Genomic DNA, 21,540 nt, shown 5'->3' on the forward strand with positions numbered 1-21,540 from the left:
GTAACTCTGAGGTCCCAATTAGGAACCCAATTGGATAACTGGCCTATTTAACCCCGTCTATTTGGGGTTGGCCCTGGACATTGCGCCGGCTCACATCGACAACAGCGGCATCTTTGAGGAAGTTGCGTCCCAGCAGCATCAATAAATCAGAGCCGCCCTCATCGGTCAGGTTAACTTCGACTTGGTGGGTTATACGCCCAACAGTCAGGTTAAGCTCCACTACCGGCCTGCGCTGATTATCAAAGCCCAGGCGCTCCACTCGAACATGGCGTTTTATCGGCAGCTCTACCGAGACCGGGTCCATTTTGCTCGACTGAACAATCTGGAACCTGATCCAGTCCCTGCCATCCCGCTCGAACGGAGTCAGCTTCCTGACCCGCAGTGTGGAAGTGGGTGAACCTGTATCGACAACGGATTCCAGGATCAGGCCAGGAGGCTCTATGGCCACTTCTTCTACCGATCCCAAAACCAACTTATCTTTGGCAACGGGCACTTCGACTACTTTTTCTACAGTTCGTTCGATTACCCGCTCAACAACCTTCACTTCCGGTTCCGCACAAATCACTTCCGCAGGCTCTGGGCACTGCATTGCAGAATCTGGTGATTCTACCGGTGGTGCAACTTCCGCTGGTTGAGCGGCCCTGTCCCGCCCCGGATACATCAGTGACTCACAACCGGCGAGCACCGAAAGCGTCAACATTAACCACAGAAGGGAAAATCTCTGCATACCGACCAATTACCTCAAGCCCCATTAGCAATGCCATTCGGACCGCTACAAACGCGCGGTGTTCGCTTATCTGACGGAGAAATTGCTCCCCGCCTCAGGCAAAAGGTCGATATTAGCTCATGAGCGCGGCCACTGCACAGCGATGTCCGCCGAGTCGCGGGACTCAACACTAACAATGTGACATGCCGCCCAGAGTGATTGAGAGTACTGGGCTCAGGGAATCAGAAGCTGGTTAGCCCTGCTGCAGGCGCTGGTCGATAGTTTCCAAAATAGCCAGCAGTGCCGCAGCATCATCCCGCCCCTTGAAGAACTCTTCGGCAACCGGAGCAATACCACACTGGCCCGGTAGGGGCATCTCCCCTTCAATCAGGACCTGCATACGCGGCAAAAAAATAAATTGAAGCCACTGGGGCAAGGTCAATGTATCCACACAAAATGGCTCGGTGCTGGCCAGGGCTTCTGCGGGTGGCGCATTATCCTGCCAAACCTGCAGGCTGCGCAGTTCAGATTCAAGGAACAGGAGCTGATCAGCGATTTCAGAATAAATAGGTTGCATAACTCATAGAACCTTCACATTTACAGCCGTGATAATACGCAATAGCCACCTGCCCAATCTGAGTAACAGCGCAAATACGACTAAAGATTTTCTAAATTTTTCGATTAAAGGGCGGCAGTGAATTGAGTATTGCCTGACCATAGCGACGGGTAACCACCCGGCGATCCAGCAAAGTGACTGTGCCGCTGTCCCCTTCTGCCCGCAGTAAGCGCCCGCAGGCCTGCACCAATTTTAGGGCTGCATCCGGCACTGTGATTTGCATAAACGGATTGCCGCCCTTAGCTTCAATCCACTCCGCCAGCGCCGCCTCAATCGGATCATCGGGCACCGCGAAAGGCAGTTTTGCAATAACCACGTGGCGGCAGTAGTCACCAGGCAAGTCCAATCCCTCGGCAAAACTTGCAAGCCCGAACAGGATACTGCTGCCACCGCCATCGATAATCTCACGGTGGCTATCCAGCAACTGCTGGCGGGATTGCTGCCCCTGCATCAGAATTCGGTTGCGCCAGGTACCAGGGAGCGCCTCGTAAACCGTCTCCATCTGGCGCCGGGAGGAAAACAGCACCAGAGCGCCACCCTCCCCTTTCAGCAGGTCTGGCAATGCATCGATAATGGCGTCTGTGTGTTGCTCTGCATTGCCCGCATCCACAGCTTCCGGGGGCACTTGCAGTGTTGCACGGGAAAAGTCAAAAGGACTCGGCACCACCTGATAGCTGGCATTGTCCGGAGTGCCGGCACGCATTTGCAAACGATCAAATTTCCCCAAAGCTGTGAGTGTGGCCGAAGTCAGTACCGCTCCGTAACAGCGGCGCCACAAGCTGTACTCCAGGGTTTTGCCTGCGAGTATCGGTGAGCTGCAAACCTCAAAATCTGTGGAGCCGCCCCAGTCCACCAGGGTGACCCAGCGCGCCTGGGGCAATGCGCCATCAGCATCGGCACGGGCGTAATTCGCCCACAACAGAAGATTGGCCTCAGCGCGCCCATGCCAACTGCCCAACTGGGGGTACCAGCGCTCCAGATCTGCCAGGGGTACCGGCGAGTGGCCGTCCTCCATCATGCGTTGGGCGGTCTGCAACATCTTGCTGAGCAGGCTTTCCAACTCATCAAAGTCTTCCCGCAGCTTTTCCGCCAGCTGCGACATGGAATCGGGGATTACCCCACCTTCAAAACGATGGCGGATGGTATTGCCCCGCTCATCTTCAAATTCACACAGCTCTTCAATCAGCGGCCACATCTGCTCCAACCCCTGCTTGGCAGAGGTGAGAACCGCCGGCAGCTGCTCGCCGCAGCGGTCGATCTGGGCGCCGTCACCAATCTCACCCAGCATCTGCCCCAGGGCCTTATTGGTTTGATCCAACCAACCGGTGGAAGCCCCTACGCGACTGTGGTGAGAGAAATGATTGAGAGCCTTTTCCGGTAGATGGTGGGCTTCATCAAGTACATAGATAGTCTCTTCCGGGGGCGGAAGAATCGCGCCACCACCCAGGGCCAGGTCCGCCAGCAACAGGTCGTGGTTAGCAACGATCACCTGTGTCTTGCCCAGGCTCTCTCGCGCTCGGAAGAAGCTGCAATTGGTGACATGAGGGCAGCGGCGGCCACTGCACTGGCGGTGGTCAGTGGTAACCCGACTCCAATCATCCGTCTCGATCGTATCCGGCCAGTTATCCCGATCGCCATCCCAGGTACCCGATGTCAGGCTATCCGTCATCTTCTGGTAGAGAGCGACACTCTCCGCTTCCACCTGCGGGAGTTCATCTTCATAGAGACCAAGGGAAAGGCCGGTGCCGGAGGCAGAAAAGCTGGACAAGAGTTGATCCAACTTGGATAGGCAGAGATAGCGGCCACGGCCCTTCGCCAGGGCAAACTCAAATTTGAGCCCGCTGTGACGAGCAACTTCTGGCAGGTCTTTGTGGATAATCTGTTCCTGCAGGGCCACCGTGGCGGTGGATATCACCAGGGTCTTGTCCTGGGCCTGGGCCAGGGGAATAGAGGCGAGAAGGTAAGCAACGGTTTTACCGGTACCCGTACCCGCTTCAACTACACAGATATGCTCGCCATCAGTCTTGTCGCTATCGCGCTCACCACTGGCATTCTGGGTGATGGAACCCAGTGAGCGGGCAATGGCGGCTACCATCAGCTTCTGCCCATAGCGGGCTTTCAGCCCTCGACCGGACAGGAATTGGCTATAGGCGCCCTGAATGGCGCTTTTGTGTTTTTCGTTGAGCACGGGGGTGAGGTCTATTCGCTAAGTGGCTGGCGCAGGGGGCGCTATTATCCACTAAGCGCCCTCTCCCCACCAGCTCCTGAACTCAGCCAGCGGGCCTTACTCATAGGCGAGGCGAGATACCACGGGATTGGCGTAGGCCTGAATAGCCTTGTCGCGCCAGCGCTCATCGACCCGAGCCATGCGCGCTTCAAACTTCTCCCGCTCTTCTTTATGTGCAGCAGGGTCCCAGGCTTTAGCCGGATATCCCACCGGTAATTGCGGAGCCTCACCGTAAACCATCTCGTAGGCAATCATATTGGACGGATGCAATGTGTAGTTGCCGATAACTTGGCGATCTATTTCTTCAGCCAGGCTGTTTACATCGTTAAAATCACCTTCAATCGGCGTGCCGAAGGCGGCATGTACACGGCCTTTGTGACCGACAATGCCCTTACCAATCGAGGCCAAGTCCTCGTTTTTACCCTTCTTGTACTCGTCCTTGTGCTCCGTAACGTAAATTTCCTTGGCCTTCTGTGCATCACAAGGGTCCCATTCGTAGGAAATAGACACCGGAACAATATGCAACTTGCGCCAAAAATCGGCAAAGGGCGTTTCCCGGTCCTTAGTCATGGCGAACATGGCGCAGAGTGCTGGATTGGTGCGATCCAGGCCATCTTTGGCGCGCCCGGAACGCTGTGCGATCCACACATGCTCGTTATCGTTGACGATGGAGTGATAGATGTAATTGGACAACTGGGTTGCTGCCTGCAGCTTTTCCCGACGACTGCCCGAGCTGCGCACCACGGTGAAGCACTTGTTCAACTTCATCAGGTCGCTGGCAAACTGCTTGCTGAGCAGGTTGTCTCCAATCGCAATGCGGGAGGTTTCATGCCCTTCGCGGAACATCGCCTGAATCATCAGCGCCGGGTCCATAGCGATGTCGCGGTGATTGCTGACAAACAGGCAGGCGCGATCCCTGGGCAGGGTGTCCAGACCAGAAATGCTCAGGCCGGAGGTGGTGCGCTTGATCACCTTCTCCATATATTTGCCGACAATCTCTTGAAGATCCCGCACATTGCGAACATTGCGGAGTTCAAAGCGCAGAAACTGACGTACCAGCCAGGCGACGGCGCCCTCCAGCTGAGCCAGTTTGGGGACAAGGAAATGCGCCGCTGCGTGGGACATTTCCGGGTCGGCAATTAGCCTTTTGATAACCTCGCGCACTTCATCATCGCGATAGGGGCGCATATCCTCGAATTGAGAGGGGTCTAACTCACTTGCTCTCATGAAATACTACCTGTCGGGCCTGCCTCAGACGGCCCGCACTTATTTATTTTGCGGCTGGATCAGCCGGGACTACTGGGCGCAGAACATACCGGAAGCGTCGACGAACTGCCAGCACTGGACCCGACCAGATAGTTGACCGCAGTGATAAATCCGGTTTCGATGACCAGGTCAACGCCAAAATACAGCGATGGTGCGATGATACAAAGTGGACTTCACCGCCCCAAGCTATGAGAATAAGGCTATTAACCGCCGCCGACGGCAAAACAACGATAACGAATACGGCGCTAGCCACGCAGTCAAGCAGGAGTTCACCTTGTCTCAATCCAACCCCAGCTCAGAGCCGCGCGCTCCCAGCTTAACGGACGCCCTGATCCCTCTCGGGATTCTCGTCGCCCTGTTGTCACTATCCGTATATTTCTACGGTGCAGACTCCTCCTACGGTCCCAATCAAATAGCGCTACTGCTCTGTGCCTGCGTTGTGGCCCTGATGGGGATGAAGAACGGACACAGCTGGAACGACATGGAAGGTGGGATGCTCCATGGCATTGGCCTGGTATTTGGCGCTATTCTGATCCTGCTGTCTGTAGGTGCACTTATCGGTAGCTGGATCCTGGCCGGCACAGTGCCTTCAATGATTTATTACGGCGTGCAGATTCTATCGCCACAGTGGTTCTACGCCGCCAGCTGTATTATTTGTGCCGTAGTAGGACTGAGTATTGGCTCCAGCTGGACCACAGCGGGCACCTTGGGTGTGGCACTGATGGGAATTGCCGGCGCTCTGGGCCTATCCCTTGAGGTCACTGCCGGAGCCGTAATCTCTGGCGCCTACTTCGGCGATAAGATGTCTCCGCTATCTGACACTACCAACGTGGCCGCAGCGGTAACATCCAATGATCTGTTCCAGCATATTCGCCATATGATGTCCACAGCGATCCCGGCCTTCGCGATCGCCCTGGCGGTTTTCGCTTTCCTGGGTTTTACCTCTGAAGCCAGTTCTGCCTCCGCAACTGATATCGAATCATTGCTCACCGCCCTTGGGAGCGAGTTCAAAATCTCCCTGGTTAGCCTGCTGCCTTTAGTTTTATTGCTAGCAATGGCTTGGCGCAAAGTCCCCGCTTTCCCAACATTGATCATTGGCTCCCTGGTTGGCTGTGCCATCGCACTGATTTTCGAACCGGAAGCCGCCCGTCGCCTCGGTGGCGGTGAAGGCGCACTGGCTCCCCTGAAGGGGGCCTGGTACAGTCTGTTCGACGGCTATAAGTCCACTTCCACCAACGAGAACGTGGCTGCATTGCTATCCAAAGGCGGTATGAGCAGCATGCTCAACACCGTATGGCTGATCACTTCCGCCATGGCCTTCGGCGGCGCTATGGAGCGGGCCGGATTCCTACAGGTCATCGTCCAGGGGGTTTTGTCGCTGGTTAAAACAGTGGGCGGCCTGGTAACTGCCACCGTATTCACCTGCTTTGGAATGAACCTGGCCGCAGGCGATCAGTACATGGCGATTATTATTCCGGGCCGTATGTTCCGCGAAGCCTTCAAGGAAAAGGGCCTACACGGGCTTAACTTGTCTCGCACCCTCGAGGATTCCGGCACCATCACCTCTGTGCTGATTCCCTGGAATACTTGTGGTGCCTTTATGGCGGCAACGCTGGGTATTGCTACCTGGGAGTATTTACCCTTTGCCCTATTCAATATTATCTGCCCTCTGCTGGCGATCGCCTATGGCTGGTTGCACTTTAAACAGAAGCCCATTTCTGTAGCGGCTACGGCATCTTAAGGAAATAGACAAAACCCCTATGAGTGAAAGCGGTACCCTAAGCGCCCTGATCGAGCAGGCTGGCTTCAAATTGCGCTGGTTCGATCTGGGCCGGCGCTTGCAGTCGGTTTCGAAATCCACTGCGGCATCCTTCGAAGCAGGTCTGGCTCCCTGGCCACACCCATACTTGCGCCAGGCTTGGACGGGCCTGCTGCTGCAACCAGCCGAAGGCGGTGAACCCATCGTCTGGTTCCTGCGCTTTCCGCTGGACGAGCAGGGCAAGCTGCAACTTCAAGCCCGAGATGGATTACTTCGCGCTCTGGCACAGGAACTCAAGCAGGGACCCGCTTCTGAATCTGCTGCGCAGCTGGACCAGCTGCTGCAGCAAAGTGGCTTGCTGTTTACCCCATCAACTGAGCGGCAGGCAGCATTTCACTCCCAAACAGCGCTTCTGCTGGGCCGCCAGCCCAGCGAACATTACGAGCCTGTCCTGCGCTATTTTGGCGACCCGGAAAATCACCGCTGGGACAACCTTGCGCTGCAAGGGATTGCCGACTTGGCCGTGCGCTGGGAAAAAGAAAGCACTTTGCTAATGCGCCAGATTGGAAAAGTCGCGGCTCCGGTTTTTATTAACATTTGCCATTGCCTGGAAAACCAGCCGGTCGACCACCGTCTTGCAGCAGCCATTATTGAGCGAGCAGAGCAAGAACTGACCGCAAACACGCCGGATATCTCGGTGGCCGCTGCTGCTATCAGGGGTATCTCTCACTCACCAGCCACAGGATTGAGACAGGCATTTATACAGTCACTTTTGGCTGAAGATGCCAGCAACCGGAATAAAGAAGTCCTGGCCGCAATAGGCAGTCGCTGCGTCCAAGATTTGGAAGGACAAGAATTGGCCGCACAGTGGGTTGGCAAGCTGGCCGATGCCGCTGACCAGCAGACTTTTAACTTACTGCTTTCCGATTTAATGTTCATTCCGAAAGTGCGGATCGCCCTATTGAGTGCTCTCCGTGACCCGGCAAGAAAAGAAAGTCTCGCAGTAGCCTTTGGCAATTTTTTGCACGGACCCAAACCGACACACTGAAGGCCTAAAGATAACGCCTCAGCTGGTGCTCCCTCACCCATTAAAGCTACTTTCACGAGTGAGAATTTTTAACAGAAAAAACTCTTACTCGTGAAACCATTTTCTTTGCATCGCAAAAAAACTCCCCAATCCATCAAGCGGCATTGTCAGCCACAATAATAATTCTTAGAGTCTGCCTCAAAACTGGCGCGATCAGTTTCAGCGCGTAGATTAAACAACCGAAATTCACCATAAAAAATGGTCAGCACAAACCACATTTTTTAAAAAACCCCTTATTTAAGTAGTTTTTTAAAATAAATTGGCGCACCTCTTTTCATAACTTGATCATTGACAGACATTTAAACCCAACGCCTATTACACTCAAATAGGCGGTACCTTTGTAGAACAGATTTTACAAAGCTGACCAACAGGTGACGTTTTATTGGCTATGCTAATGGCTAACATCAACGGAAAGGAGTTAGGGGATGAATTTCACTCCAGCCAAGTACTTAATTGGAATTATCAGTGCACTGGTTCTTGCAGGTTGCTGTAGCCCTCCGGCACCTCCAGCTTACTGCCCACCCGGCGCTGAACAAATTCCTCTATCCATGGCTTGTCCTGCAGATGCCGACTGCTGGATGGCTTCCGACAGAGTGCGCTGCATGAAGGTGGTCAAGTAAAATCTTTTTCTTGCCCGACAGCGTGGTGATTCATACTAAATGAAGTTTTGACCAAATCACCGCTGACAGACACCCGATTTACAAAGCCTTATTTAGTATGGATCACCACAAAATGCCGCTCTAACGAGCGGCATTTGTCTTTCCCCACACAGTTCCTTATCTCGAAACATTCCCTGTAATAGACTGTGATGCCCGCGGCGCTGGCCCGGCAAAGAAAATGCCGTTAGCATTGCCGCCCAGAAATAATAAATAAAATTTGATTTGTGTACGTTTTAGCCAAGTGGCAATAAAAAGGCTCAGAAGAGAACAAACCGAATACCATGACTAGTGAAACCCTGGCTTTAAGCCGTGTAGCGGCAATCTCACGGTTGAAGTCCCATTTTGACCAACATAAGTGGTCCTTGAGAGAGCTGTTTGCAACGGATCCCCAAAGGACAGATAAGTTCAGCTCAGACGCAGCCGGAATCTATCTGGATTACAGTAAGAACCACTTGCGTGAAGACACCCTTAAGTTGCTGTTGGAATATGCAGAAGAGCAGGGTCTGAACAACCAAATTACTGCGCTAGTGAACGGGGCCATTGTCAACAATACCGAACACCGCCCTGCCCTGCACACCGCACTGCGATTTCAGGGGCAACCGAAAACTGAACAAGAGCGGGCGGTAAAAGATTGCCGCGAGCAAATGAAACAGTTTGCCGAATCGGTGCACAACCATAGCTGGCGCAGCTTCTCAGATAAACCGATCCGCCATATCGTGAATATCGGTATCGGCGGTTCCGACCTGGGTCCGCGCATGGCGGTAGAGGCCCTCAGTCCTTGGCACAAAGACTCTATCGATGTGCACTTTGTAGCAAATATCGATGGCGCAGACCTTAGCGACACCTTGGCTGGTATCGATGCGGAAGAAACCCTTTTTGTAATTGCTTCCAAGTCCTTTTCCACCTTGGAAACCCGTGAAAATGCGCTGTCCGCACGCCGTTGGATGTTATCTGCCGGTTGCGATGAGTCGCAGTTGGCCAAACACTTTGTTGCGGTGAGCAGTAATATTACTGCTGCTCAGGATTTCGGAATTGCTCCTGAGAATATTTTCCCAATGTGGGATTGGGTGGGTGGTCGCTACTCACTCTGGTCTGCTATCGGCCTGCCCATTGTTCTTGCTTGCGGCTATGAAGTTTTTGAACAGCTTCTGCAAGGCGCCAATGCAATGGACCAGCACTTCGCCACTACTCCACTGGAATCCAATCTACCCGTACTGATGGCGTTGACCCAGTTCTGGTACCGCCAGTGCTGGCATACGACTAGCCACGTCGTGCTGCCCTACGCGCAGCGCCTGGCCCAATTCCCCGCCTGGTTACAGCAGCTGGATATGGAGAGCCTGGGTAAAAGTGTCGACAAGGACGGGCAGGCGCTGGGCTACCCCAGCGGCAGCGTTATCTGGGGCAGTGAAGGTACAAACGGCCAACACTCTTTCCACCAATTATTGCATCAGGGAACCGACCTTATTCCAGCAGACTTTATCGCGGTCAAGGAGCCGACATCTGAACTTCTTGAACAGCACCGCTGGCTGCAAGCCTGCTGTATAAGCCAGAGCCAGGCGCTACTGCGAGGCAAAAGCCTGCATGAGGCCCGCCAGGAGCTGGAAGAAGCTGGTCACACTCATCGTGAGGCTCACGCCCTGGCCCCACATAAAGTGATTCCTGGCAATCGCTCCAGCAACACCCTGATCCTTGAAAAGTTAGATCCTTTCCACCTGGGCTCGCTCCTGGCACTGTACGAGCACAAGGTCTACGTTGGCGGCTGCCTGCTGGGGATCAACCCCTTTGATCAGTGGGGCGTCGAATTGGGTAAGCAGTTGAGTTCAAAAATCCATAAGGCTGCCAAGGGTGAAATTCCTCAGGATGACTGGGATAGTTCAACCCGCAGCCTGATGAAAAAGCTGCTCTAAACTCTACAAAAAAGGCCGCACTAATTAGTGCGGCCTTTTTTGATCTTTGTTTAAGGACATCGTTAACTGGATGCAGAGCCCCGCTTCAGCATTGGCTCAATTAGATCCAGTGGCAACGGAAATACAATTGTAGAGCTGTTATTTGCGCCAGCAATATCAATCATGGTTTGCATATAGCGCAAAGTAATCGCGTTGGCATTTTTCGATAATTGATTCGCTGCTTCAGTCAGCTTTAAAGCCGCCTGCGCCTCCCCCTCTGCGTGTATAACTTTAGCCCGCCGCGCGCGCTCCGCCTCTGCCTGCTGTGCAATAGCCCGAACCATACTTTCATCAAGATCGATATGTTTAATCTCTACATTAGTAACTTTTACACCCCAGGCATCTGTTTGCTCATCGAGTATTTTTTGGATATCCACATTAAGCTTGTCTCGCTCACATAACATCTCATCCAGCTCGTGCTTACCCAGCACCGAACGCAATGTAGTTTGCGCTAACTGGCTTACAGCCTCGTGATAAAATTCCACATTAATAATTGCAGACTGTGGATTAATTACCCGGTAATAAACCACTGCATTGACTTTAACTGAGACATTATCCCTGCTGATAACATCCTGGGTGGGTACGTCCATAACCACAGTGCGCAGATCCACGCGCTCCATAGTTTGAACAATGGGGATGATTATAATCAGCCCTGGCCCTTTCACTGTTTGGAAACGTCCCAGGAAAAATACCACCGCGCGCTCATACTCCCGCAAAATACGAATGGCATACATCAGCAGCAATATGAGTGCGACTACCAGTATCCCAAAAAAATAACTGAGCATCATTGGACTCTCCTTAATCCCACCTTAACTGTTGAGCGCTTTCATTAGCTCAATTGATTGCCCTGCCTATTCCACCTCTACCCGTAAAACCATACCGTGTTGGGCCACTACTCTAACTTTCTGACCCACCTTCAGAGGCTGGTTACAGGTCGCCTGCCAAATCTCTCCATCGAGATGCACCAAGATCTCTGCACCCTTAACTTCACTTACCACTGCAGAGCGTCCAACAAAAGCCTGGTCTGCCGGGACTTTCGGCTGGCGTAAACTGCGTCCAACAGCGGTCAACAACATCAATAAAAAGACACCACTTACACCGGCAATAGCCCCAATCAGCTGTTTGGAAACCTGCATTCCCGGCACATCACTATCAATAAGCATTACAGAGCCAATCACCAATGCAATAATTCCGCCGATCCCCAAGGCGCCGAAACTCGGCATGAAAACCTCTGCCACAATCAGCAATGCGCCAACAATAATTAATGCAAGACCAGCGTAATTAATCGGTAAAACTTGCAAGGCATAAAATGCCAGTAACAGGCAGATAACACCAACAATCCCGGGAACAAAAGCACCGGGGCTATAGCCCTCAAAAATAAGCCCGTAAATACCCACCAATAACAAAATATAGGCCACTTGAGGATTGGTAATCAGGGCCAGTAATTCATTGCGCCAATCCGGCTCGTAACTTTCACTTTGTAGCTCGGCAATATTCTCCGGAATCGTATAATCACCGGTATCAAGCAATACTTTTCGACCGGCAACCTGGCGCAATAAATCATCATCATTATCCGCAACAATATCGATAACATTCATTTTTAACGCTTCTGGGGCCGTCAGGGTCGCTGCTTCGCGTACAGCTTTTTCCGCCCAGTCTGCATTGCGCCCATGGCGCTGTGCCAATCCTCGGATAAACGCGACTGAGTCATTAACGACTTTGCGCTCCATGGCCGTTCCCGCAAGCGGTTTTTCTTTTTCTCCATCCTCACTGTCTTCCGCCTTTTCTTTTTTCTCTTCCTCCTGCTTTCCCCCCGGCATAGGTGTGCCTTGAGGTCCGCCAATCTGCACTGGCGTAGCCGCTCCCAAGGTGGTAGCAGGAGCCATAGCGGCGATCTGGCTGGCATAGAGAATATAAGTTCCCGCACTGGCAGCGCGCGCGCCGGAGGGGTAAACGTAGGTGGCAATAGGGATAGGAGACGCAAGGATATGCTGGATGATATCCCGCGAAGCCGCATCCAACCCCCCAGGGGTATCCAGGTGCAGAATCACCAACTCTGCGCCCTGGTCCACAGCCTCCTGCGTAGCCCGCTTGAAATAATCAGTCGTCGCGGGACCTATGGCGCCATCAATTTTGAGTATGGCTACATGGGGAAAGGGCTCTTCCTGGGCGGCACTTTTGCACACAAAAAGGCTGAGCAGCAGCGCCAGGAAAACCAGGCTGCGAAAGAACAAAACGGGCGAATTCTGCTTCGACATGCATCCATCCCTGATGCGACATCTGGCTCAACGCCAATATTTGGATATTGAGTGCCACAGCGAACAAGCAAAATCACTTTAGCATTCACGACACCCTAAACCGGAAACAAAAAACCCCGGCTAATTCCATCAGATTAACAGAATTAGCCGGGGCCTTGTTTATTTCCACCGGGATTTACGCCCAGTTGAGTAGTTTTATACCCGATTGCGTCGGCTATACCAGTTCACATCGCGGGAATATTTATCTACCTGATTCTCAACACCCAGTAACATAGCAAACAGAGCCATACGCACCAGCAAGCCATTGTCGGTCTGGCGGAAAATCGCCAGGCTCGGATGTTCATTCAGGTCGGTATCCAGTTCGTTCGCCTCTGCCCGTGAATCCCGTGGCAGGGGGTGCATAATTACCGTGTTAGGCTCTGCGTGGCGGGTAAAAATAGCCTTATTCAGGCGGAAGCGCCCACGGTAGCGGTTGGCCTCTTCCTGAGAGGCGAAACGCTCTTCCTGGATACGGGTGGAGTAAACAATATCCACATGGGAGATAGAGGATTCCAGCTGATCCGTAACCGTCACCTCGTGCCCCGCCCCGCGCAGCATCTCCACAATCATTTCCGGCATCGCCAGTTCCGGTGGAGAAACCAGGGTAATCTGCACCTTGCCAAACAAACACAGCAGTTTGCACAGGGAGTGCACCGTGCGGCCGTGCTTGAGGTCGCCGATCATGGCGATACGAAAATCATCCAGGGTGCGACCGTGCGCAGCCAGTTCCTTGCGAATGGTGTAGAGGTCCAACAGTGCCTGGGTGGGGTGTTCATTGGCGCCGTCGCCGCCGTTGACCACCGGCACACGACTCGCTTCAGCAAACTCAGCCACCGACCCTTCTTTTGGGTGGCGCATACAAATCACGTCGCTATAGCCCGATAGCACTCGAGCAGTGTCGTAAAGGGATTCGCCCTTTGCCATAGCGCTGGCAGTAATTCCTACCGTTTCACGTACAGTACCGCCCAACAGATTAAAGGCGGCTCCAAAACTCAGGCGAGTACGGGTGCTCGGCTCCATAAACATATTGCCGAGAATCGCCCCTTCCAATACACGCGTTACCTTTTCACGCTGTGCATAGGGGGTCATGGCGTCAGCTACATCAAATACGCGCTCTATGTCGGCGCGCTCAAATTGGCTGACCGACAGAATATTGGCTCCGATAAAGTCCATGGTTACTCCAGTGGTTGCGCCTTGTGGGCGCCGGGTATTCGCGAGCGGCATTCTACTCGGGCACCAGGAAAGAGCCCAGTGGAAGAACAGCCGCTGACGTGATTCGACACATTAGGCGAGTAAGCTATCGCCCCAGTTCTCCAGCTCTGTAATCAGGGAGATGCGCTCCGGGTGCTGCACCCGCAGCTCAGACAGCTGGCGGAAGTAATCTTCCAGGGTGATTGAGGCCCCGGCAGTAGCGTCAGTTAAGCGCTGGAAACACCAGATCTGCCAGCGCTGGTGCTCTTCCTCAGACAGGGTCTCGGGAAAATTGCGCGCCCGCATACGGAATAGCAGCTCGGGTAGGCGCTTATCGGTGAAAGGCACTTCACCCGCCAAAGCTTCCGGACCTCGGGCCGCCAGTCCACGGTGCAGTTCACGGCAGATATCGCGATCAGAGTCGCTGAGGAATCCACCGTAAAGGTCCGCTTCCACATCTCTCTCAGGGAATTCCCGATCCAGGAATACGTTGTGCAGCTTTTCCGTCAAATCGATATCTTTGAGCTTCTGCCAGTTCGCCTCACAGGTTGTGCGATCGATACCCAGCTCTGCGGCGCGCTTGTCATCCAGCATATTTGCGGGCGCCAATACCGGGCACTTGTTCAAATGCACCAGTTTCAGCCCTACCGGCAACTCGCCCTCACCCAGCTTGTCGCGAGAGGTGTACAGGCGCTCTCGCAGAGTGTCTGCATCCAGGCTGAGCAACGGCTCGGGGTCCATCGCCAGGTTGGCAACAATAACCGCATTGCGGTTAACCGGGTGACTGGCCAAGGGCATCACATAGGTCAAGTGACCATGGTTAGCAGAGACCTTGCCGGAAATATGCAATAGCGGACGGCGCTCGCGCATATCGATCATCTTGGCGGCCTCCTGCTTGCGACGCAGGCGGAACACATAATCGTAAAGCTTTGGTTGCTGTTTGCGGATCAGCCTCGCCATATCAATGGTGGCGTGCACATCCGACAGCGCATCGTGGGCGCCCTCGTGGGAGATCCCATTGGCAGCGGTCAATTCTTCCAGGCGGAAGGACGGCGCACCGTCCTCACGGGTGGGCCACTGGATTCCCTCTGGGCGCAGGGCGTAGGTGAGGCGCACCATGTCAATAATGTCCCAACGGCTGTTGCCGGAGCGCCATTCCCGCTCATAGGGATCGAGCAGATTACGATAAAGGGTGTAGCGAGTTACCTCGTCATCAAAACGCAAGCTGTTGTAGCCCACCCCACAGGTGCCCGGCGCACCCAGTTCGGCGAGGATGCGCTGGATAAACTCTATTTCCAGCACTCCATTGGCCAGGGCTTTCTGCGGGCTAATGCCAGTCACCAGGCTCGCCATCGGCTGTGGCAGGCAATCCACTGAAGGGCGACAGTAAATCATCAATGGCTCGCCGACGATATTCAGTTCTTCGTCGGTCCTGATACCGGCAAACTGCGCCGGCTTGTCGGCACCCGGGTCTGTACCCCAGGTTTCATAATCGTGCCAATAAAGTGTGGTAGAACTCACGGTACCTCCATAATTTGGCGGCATCATACCACCGAGAACCTCCTCGTCTGGACACCCAAGTCGAGATTTCGAGCACTCCAGACCAACTCCTTTGCCAACGCTGGTTGCAAAGCCGCCACCGCCCATTAAAATTCGGCGTTTCCACGAATTTAAGACAGCACTTCACTCTATGAATATTCGTCAGCTCCTCACCGACAAATTCCAGGCCGCCATGCTCGCCGCCGGTATCCCCGAAGAATGCGGCCCGATTGTGGCACCTGCGAAGAAAGCCGGATTTGGCGACTACCAGGCCAATGGCGCTATGGGCGCTGCCAAGCGTATGGGCACCAACCCGCGTGAGCTGGCTGGCAAGATCCTTGAGCAGCTGGATAAGGGCGGTATGATCGAAAAGGTCGAGATCGCTGGCCCTGGCTTCTTAAACATCCACCTGAGTGAACAGTGGCTGAGCCAGCAACTATTGGCCGCCCAAGGCGACAAGCGCCTGAATATCGCCTCGGTTGAAGAGCCCAAGACCGTAGTCATCGACTATTCCCACCCCAACCTGGCCAAGGAAATGCACGTAGGCCACCTGCGCACCACCATTATCGGTGATGCCCTGGCACGCCTGTTGGAGTTCCAAGGTCACAAGGTAGTTCGCCAAAATCATATGGGCGACTGGGGCACCCAATTCGGCATGTTGCTGGCACACCTTTCCGACAAGCTGGCAGACAGTGATGCAGAAGTGGCACTGGCCGATCTGGAAGTCTTCTACCGCGAAGCCAAGGTTCGCTTTGATGATGAAGAAGGCTTTGCCGATCGCGCCCGTGAATACGTTGTAAAACTGCAAGGCGGAGATGAGCAGTGCCTGAAACTGTGGAAGCAGTTTATTGATATCTCTATCAGCCACTGCGAAGAAATCTACTCCAAGCTGAATGTCACCCTCAAACAGGAAGACGTTTACGCTGAAAGCCAGTACAACGATGATCTGCCGGTGCTGGTAAATGAGCTGCTGGATAATGGAATCGCCGTTGAAGACCAGGGCGCGATCGTTGTTTTCCTGGAAGAGATGGCCGATAAGGAAGGCAACCCCAGCCCGATGATTATCCAGAAGAAAGGCGGCGGCTACCTATATGCCACCACCGACCTGGCCGCTATCCGCTACCGTGCCAACCAACTCAGTGCCGACCGTATCCTATATGTTGTTGATGCTCGCCAATCCCTGCACCTACAACAGGCCTTTGTCGCCTCGCGCAAAGCGAGCTTCCTGCCGGAGTCGGTTTCTCTAGAGCATTGCGCTTTTGGCACCATGATGGGCGACGATGGCAAACCATTTAAAACCCGCACCGGCGGCACCGTAAAACTGGCAGCCCTCCTGGATGAAGCAGTAGAGCGTGCAGAGAAACTGGTGGCTGAGAAAAACCCGGAGCTGGATGCAAAAACCTGTGCAGAAATCGCGCGCAAGGTGGGCATCGGCGCGGTGAAATATGCGGACCTAAGCAAGACCCGCACTAACGATTACATCTTCAGCTGGGAATCCATGCTGAGCTTTGAGGGCAATACCGCCCCCTACCTACAGTATGCTTACACCCGCGTACGCAGTATTTTCCGCAAAGCCGGTATTGAGCCGAGCGAGCTCAAGGGCGATATCCAACTGGAAAGCCCACAGGAACGCGCCCTGGCAATTAAACTAAGCCAATTTGGCGAAGTACTGGACCAGGTAGCCAAAGATACCTTCCCGCACGTACTCTGCACCTACTTGTACGAACTGGCCAGCGCCTATATGAGCTTCTACGAAGCCTGCCCAGTATTGAAAGAAGGCGTAAGTGAACAGCAGAAGCACAGCCGCCTGCAATTATGTAATCTAGTGGCCAGCACTATCGCTACTGGCCTCGACCTGCTTGGCATTGAAGTGATGGAGCAGATGTAAATTGCTCCAGCCCGGTATCACCTTCTGTAACTTTTCAGATAGGCAAACCGGGCAGCACCCGGGTAGGCGGCCTTCAGTTGTGGCCTACCCAACCATCCTGCACCATCTTTTATCCCACTCAGGCCACACGTTTCCCGCCAGCCTGACAAAAGGAAATCACCCGTGAAAATACTGATTACCGGCGCCTCCGGCCTATTGGGGCGCAGTGTATTTAAACAGCTTTCCAACAATCCGGTTTTTTCTGTTACCGGTACCGCCTTTTCCCGCGCGGGAGAAAATTTAATTCGCCTGGACTTGTCCGATAGCGAAGCGGTGAAGACCTGCCTGCAACAGGTTGATCCCGATATTGTCATTCACTGCGCCGCCGAGCGCTGGCCTGACCGCTGCGCCGACAGCCCCGACACCGCCTGGCAGCTCAATGTCAGCAGCACAGAATTCCTGGCGAAATACTGTAACGAAAACGATACACAATTAGTGTATATCAGCACCGACTATGTTTTTGATGGCAGCACCCCGCCCTACAAAGCTGATGACAATCCCAACCCGGTTAACTTCTATGGCCGCAGTAAATTGGCAGGGGAAGAGGCGGTACTGAATAACGGAAGTCACTGGGTATTGAGGTTGCCCTGGTTATTCGGGCCCGTTGCCTATCTGGAGGAATCCGGCATCACCGCCCTACTGGATACTTTGCGCAAGCAAAAGCCAGTCACGTTGGATCACTGGGCTATTCGTTTTCCCACCAGTGTTGAGGAAGTGGCTGAAGTATTGGAGCAATGCCTGCTAAAAATTCGTAGTGGTATGAGTTTTGAAGGCATTTACCAGTGGAGTGGCGATACGGCCTGCACACGCTACGAACTCGCACACATTATTGCCAAGGCTTGTAACCTGAATGCCGAACACCTGAGCGCTGAAAGCGAACCCAATTTTACAGTGCCACGCCCTTACAATTGCCAGCTGGATAAATCAAAACTGACAGGTATGGGAATTAACGGTAGTGAACCCCTGGAGCAACAGCTATTACGAAATTTAAAGCCATTTATTGAAGGCTGATTTAAATAGCTTTCAGATAAAGCGCTACAGGGAAGTATCGCTGCCGGCCATGTTCCGGCTCACACCTGTGTAATACCGTTAACTCATACAACAAACGGTGCTACAAGGTGGCAATCGAGTAGATCAGGGAGGAGCTATTGGATTGCCGAGTAAAACCACTCGAATATTTAGGGAAGGATAAATGAAATTAAAACACTGGTTCTCTGCAGGAGCTCTGGTACTGGGCAGCCTAACCACATTGGCTTCTTGCAATGCGGATAGCGGACCTCACAGCAAGAAACCACACCAGGCCATCAAGACCGAAAACGCCCAACCCATTATCTGGATTGGCGACTTCAATAACTTTGATGATGCCGTAGCACTGATGCTAATCGCCAAAGACCCACGCTATACCCTGGAGCTGGCTGTCGTTGAGGACTCTTTCAATACCGTAGCGCACGGGGCCAACACTGTTTACAACATCCTCGAATGGCTGGGAAATAACGATACCCAGGTTATTCGCGGAGCCTACTTTGCCACAGAGGAAGTCGCCTACGGCGCAAACGGCAAAGCTTCAGTATCTCCGGTAAATGACGATAAGGCCGTTCTCGGCAGAGAAGACTATCAACTACCCAACTCCTCCGATTTCTCCACCGGTACCTGGAACCTGGAGCGCCGCAACGCCATGGGTATCAATCTCTACGGCCAGTATGTACCCGGCCCCTGGCGTGACAACGGCTCCACCTTATATGGAACTGACCACCTAATCCCGCGCGCCAAACAGGAGCACTACCGCTACCAAGGTAACAATGGTGTCTCCTTCAATTTTGAGCTGGCCGAAGACATTATCCTGGAAACGATGGATAACCTGGAGCAACGCCCAATAGTTTTCAACACCGGTAAACTCACCACCCTGGCCCGGGTACTTGGCAAAGCCAGCGAAGAACAGCTGGCTAAAATTGACCGCGTTATTATGATGGGTGGTGGCTTTGAGAATTATGAGCCGTTTACAGAGAATCACGAAGCAGCCTGCTTTGGCGATAAATCTAGAAATCTGGGCGGCAATATTTTCTCCCACCCCAGCTTCGGCTGTGACAGCGACTTCAGTACCCATCAGGAGTTCAATATTCTGCTCGACCCACTGAGCGCACAATGGACCTTCGACGCCCTGAGTGAAAATAGTATTGAAACCTACCTGGTTCCGACCAACTCAACCGATATGGCCAAAGTACAAGGCAGCACCATCGAAGCCCTCGCAGAGCGCCGCGCAACTCCGGAAGCCTGCTACACCTCCCAACTCCTCAGTTCCATTCGTGAATTTGAGGGTGGGGATTTCCAGGGTAATGGTGACTTCGCAATGGATGCCGTTATTCGCCTGTGGGACATTATCGCTGCGCTGGTACTACTGGAGCCTGAAACCTTGGAAATGGAATTAGTGCCCGGCTATATCACCGTCGATCAACTAGATGCAGGCCTAGCCGACAGCACAACTCCCTATGATCCGATTACCTTTGACCCAACAGTGGGAAAGACTACTTTTGCTGAGGCCGGTGAGGGCTTGGCAGTAAATGTGGTTATGGGTATAAACCACGATGCTGCGCGCTCAGCAATGATTGAGCGCTTGCGTGACCGCTTTAATGCTGCGCGGAAGGGGCCTAGATGTAGCACAAAAGCGCACTAGCATTTTAAAATTCACATGAAATATTCAGCCATATATTCTTTCTATTTGTAACTAGATCACACAAATACACCAGGGCGATCAAACATTACTTCTTGATCGCCCTTCAACTGCCCCCCCCTCTAAAATCACTCAAAAAAACCTTATAAATATCTATTATTTTACATAGATATATGAAAAACACATACTTCAAGGCCTCACAGAGGAACTAATACCTGAAAGTTTATGCAATCATTTAACAAAAAACACTCTACATTCAATTCAAAATACCTAATAAATGCATACCACACCTATCAATTTATTGCAGACATCCCCATTAATCATTTAAAATTTAGTTTCTCCCACAAAAAAATCAATCGCAAGCTAACGGAAGGCGAGCAATGGTATTAAATTCTTCACTAAACTCCGACGCATCCACACGTAAATACCAGAGCCCACTTACATATATAGCTCTATATTTAAATAGAGATAACACCTATTTACAGCTAACTTATCTGAGCATTTTCCTTTGGGTATTATCTCTACTTTTCACAGCTTTAACCACATACTACGGAAATCACAACCTGACCGGCCTTGATATCTTGTATACGGGGTGGGCGGGACCACTTGTTCTTAACTTCGCTTGGTATGCAAACTTAACCTTTGGCATTAGCGTAACAATTCTCCTTTCAGGAAAAGCCGCGCCAATATTGAGCTTCACTTCGGTACTACTTGCAAGCAATACATTCTTTTTTGATAAGATTCCGTCAAGCACAACAGCAATTTACGGTTACGGCCTTGGCTTTTTCTTTTGGGGAACGGCAATCCTAACCTGCCTTATAGCCTCGATATCTAGGGACCGAAAACTCAGAAAAAATAGAGTGAGCAATTTTGCAACTTTTATATCCATCCTACCTCTAACATTATTTTTAATCTATATTTTTTATAACACTGCAAGTGATCATATGACTGCTGCAAATTTTGAAAGAGACCGCTTGAGTAAATCTCTATTCAAGAAGGGGGCAATATGTAAAAGTGAAATTATTCAACCAGAAACAATATTACCTTCAACTACACCATTGGAAATTATTGACTTAGGCGGTTACACTCAGACTGAATTCAGAAAACCTGAAAAGCTGTTAAAACACGGAGTCTCCAGACTAAGAATTGACGGTATTGAATACAAACTAACTCCCACAGATGGAACGTCAACCATTAAAAAATCTTCTTATTCAAATACAAAATCTGCCACATTAATCATTCAAAGTGACAATACAAAAGTTTCTAAACATCCAAAATGGAAAGCATATATCGATTCAAATATCGACAACCAAAGATACAAAAAACTAACTTTAATTGCACCAGATAAAAGCATTATATTTGAGCAAAAGTGGATCAAAGATAAAAAGCATCACTACTGCCCCAGATACTATAGCGCTGGGGGAAAACTACAGTCTGATATACAACTTATCCTCGACTCACTCAACCTCTAATAGCACATCCTATTGGAAGCCAAATCAATTTGATATCGCAACAAACTATCGATAAAGAGTATTTTAACAGTAGATGCCTGAATATCTCTATCCTATAACACCAAACTCAAAGCTACTGCACTAGACTGGATAGAAGTTGCCTGTAAAATAGAAAACATAGAAAGTATAGAGCTAGCAGTC

16 protein-coding genes are annotated in these 21,540 nt (G+C 52.1%); 8 read left to right on the top strand and 8 right to left on the bottom strand.

Annotation, left to right across the window (positions count from 1 at the left end; genetic code table 11):
* Positions 1-43: 43 nt before the first annotated feature.
* The 4 genes from ACJJIL_RS17325 to ACJJIL_RS17340 all read right to left on the bottom strand — a co-directional run bounded on the left by ACJJIL_RS17325 (position 44) and on the right by ACJJIL_RS17340 (position 4,776).
* Positions 44-727, bottom strand: a complete 684-nt coding sequence (locus ACJJIL_RS17325; RefSeq protein WP_413664553.1) for an ATP-dependent zinc protease family protein — start codon at positions 725-727, stop codon at positions 44-46.
* 232 nt (positions 728-959) lie between these two features.
* A complete protein-coding gene (locus ACJJIL_RS17330) occupies positions 960-1,283 on the bottom strand; it encodes a YqcC family protein (protein ID WP_282934088.1) in 324 nt (107 codons plus the stop codon).
* Positions 1,284-1,374: 91 nt separating this feature from the next.
* Positions 1,375-3,510 carry an ATP-dependent DNA helicase DinG gene (dinG, locus tag ACJJIL_RS17335; RefSeq protein ID WP_282934089.1) on the bottom strand — a complete coding sequence of 712 codons (2,136 nt, stop codon included), beginning with the start codon at positions 3,508-3,510 and terminating at the stop codon, positions 1,375-1,377.
* 96 nt (positions 3,511-3,606) lie between these two features.
* Entirely contained in the window at positions 3,607-4,776 is a 1,170-nt protein-coding gene (locus tag ACJJIL_RS17340) for a 1-acyl-sn-glycerol-3-phosphate acyltransferase (protein ID WP_445360325.1), read from the bottom strand.
* A gap of 313 nt (positions 4,777-5,089) precedes the next feature.
* Between ACJJIL_RS17340 and nhaC the strand changes: the two genes are divergently transcribed.
* From nhaC to pgi, 4 genes are all read left to right on the top strand, one after another.
* Entirely contained in the window at positions 5,090-6,556 is a 1,467-nt protein-coding gene (gene nhaC / locus ACJJIL_RS17345) for a Na+/H+ antiporter NhaC (protein WP_445359659.1), read from the top strand.
* 19 nt (positions 6,557-6,575) lie between these two features.
* Positions 6,576-7,622, top strand: a complete 1,047-nt coding sequence (locus tag ACJJIL_RS17350) for a DUF3549 family protein (protein ID WP_445359478.1) — start codon at positions 6,576-6,578, stop codon at positions 7,620-7,622.
* 464 nt (positions 7,623-8,086) lie between these two features.
* Positions 8,087-8,281: a hypothetical protein gene (locus ACJJIL_RS17355; protein WP_157533369.1), complete on the top strand. Its 195-nt coding sequence runs from the start codon at positions 8,087-8,089 to the stop codon at positions 8,279-8,281.
* 320 nt (positions 8,282-8,601) lie between these two features.
* Positions 8,602-10,227, top strand: coding sequence for a glucose-6-phosphate isomerase (pgi, locus tag ACJJIL_RS17360; RefSeq protein WP_445360326.1), 1,626 nt, complete (start codon positions 8,602-8,604; stop codon positions 10,225-10,227).
* 62 nt (positions 10,228-10,289) lie between these two features.
* On the opposite strand, the gene ACJJIL_RS17365 is transcribed toward pgi, so the two are convergent.
* The 4 genes from ACJJIL_RS17365 to sbcB form a co-directional block, all read right to left on the bottom strand.
* The gene (locus ACJJIL_RS17365; protein ID WP_413664548.1) at positions 10,290-11,054 is read right to left on the bottom strand and encodes a slipin family protein; all 765 of its coding nucleotides are present in this window, start codon (positions 11,052-11,054) and stop codon (positions 10,290-10,292) included.
* A gap of 63 nt (positions 11,055-11,117) precedes the next feature.
* Positions 11,118-12,524: an NfeD family protein gene (locus ACJJIL_RS17370; protein ID WP_444919171.1), complete on the bottom strand. Its 1,407-nt coding sequence runs from the start codon at positions 12,522-12,524 to the stop codon at positions 11,118-11,120.
* Between the two features lie 195 nt (positions 12,525-12,719).
* Positions 12,720-13,736 (bottom strand): aspartate carbamoyltransferase, encoded by a 1,017-nt coding sequence (locus tag ACJJIL_RS17375; RefSeq protein WP_413664546.1) that lies wholly within the window; start codon positions 13,734-13,736, stop codon positions 12,720-12,722.
* Positions 13,737-13,847: 111 nt separating this feature from the next.
* Positions 13,848-15,302: an exodeoxyribonuclease I gene (sbcB, locus tag ACJJIL_RS17380; protein ID WP_445360327.1), complete on the bottom strand. Its 1,455-nt coding sequence runs from the start codon at positions 15,300-15,302 to the stop codon at positions 13,848-13,850.
* 142 nt (positions 15,303-15,444) lie between these two features.
* On the opposite strand from sbcB, the gene argS reads away from it, so the two are divergent.
* The 4 genes from argS to ACJJIL_RS17400 all read left to right on the top strand — a co-directional run bounded on the left by argS (position 15,445) and on the right by ACJJIL_RS17400 (position 21,360).
* Entirely contained in the window at positions 15,445-17,181 is a 1,737-nt protein-coding gene (gene argS / locus ACJJIL_RS17385; protein WP_445360328.1) for an arginine--tRNA ligase, read from the top strand.
* Between the two features lie 162 nt (positions 17,182-17,343).
* Positions 17,344-18,231 carry a dTDP-4-dehydrorhamnose reductase family protein gene (locus tag ACJJIL_RS17390; protein ID WP_445360329.1) on the top strand — a complete coding sequence of 296 codons (888 nt, stop codon included), beginning with the start codon at positions 17,344-17,346 and terminating at the stop codon, positions 18,229-18,231.
* Between the two features lie 181 nt (positions 18,232-18,412).
* Positions 18,413-19,891, top strand: coding sequence for a nucleoside hydrolase (locus tag ACJJIL_RS17395; protein ID WP_445360330.1), 1,479 nt, complete (start codon positions 18,413-18,415; stop codon positions 19,889-19,891).
* A 377-nt stretch (positions 19,892-20,268) separates the two neighbouring features.
* Positions 20,269-21,360, top strand: coding sequence for a hypothetical protein (locus tag ACJJIL_RS17400; protein ID WP_445360331.1), 1,092 nt, complete (start codon positions 20,269-20,271; stop codon positions 21,358-21,360).
* The last annotated feature ends 180 nt before the right edge of the window (positions 21,361-21,540 follow it).

This window comes from Microbulbifer maximicatervae (SeqCode), from assembly GCF_052468095.1.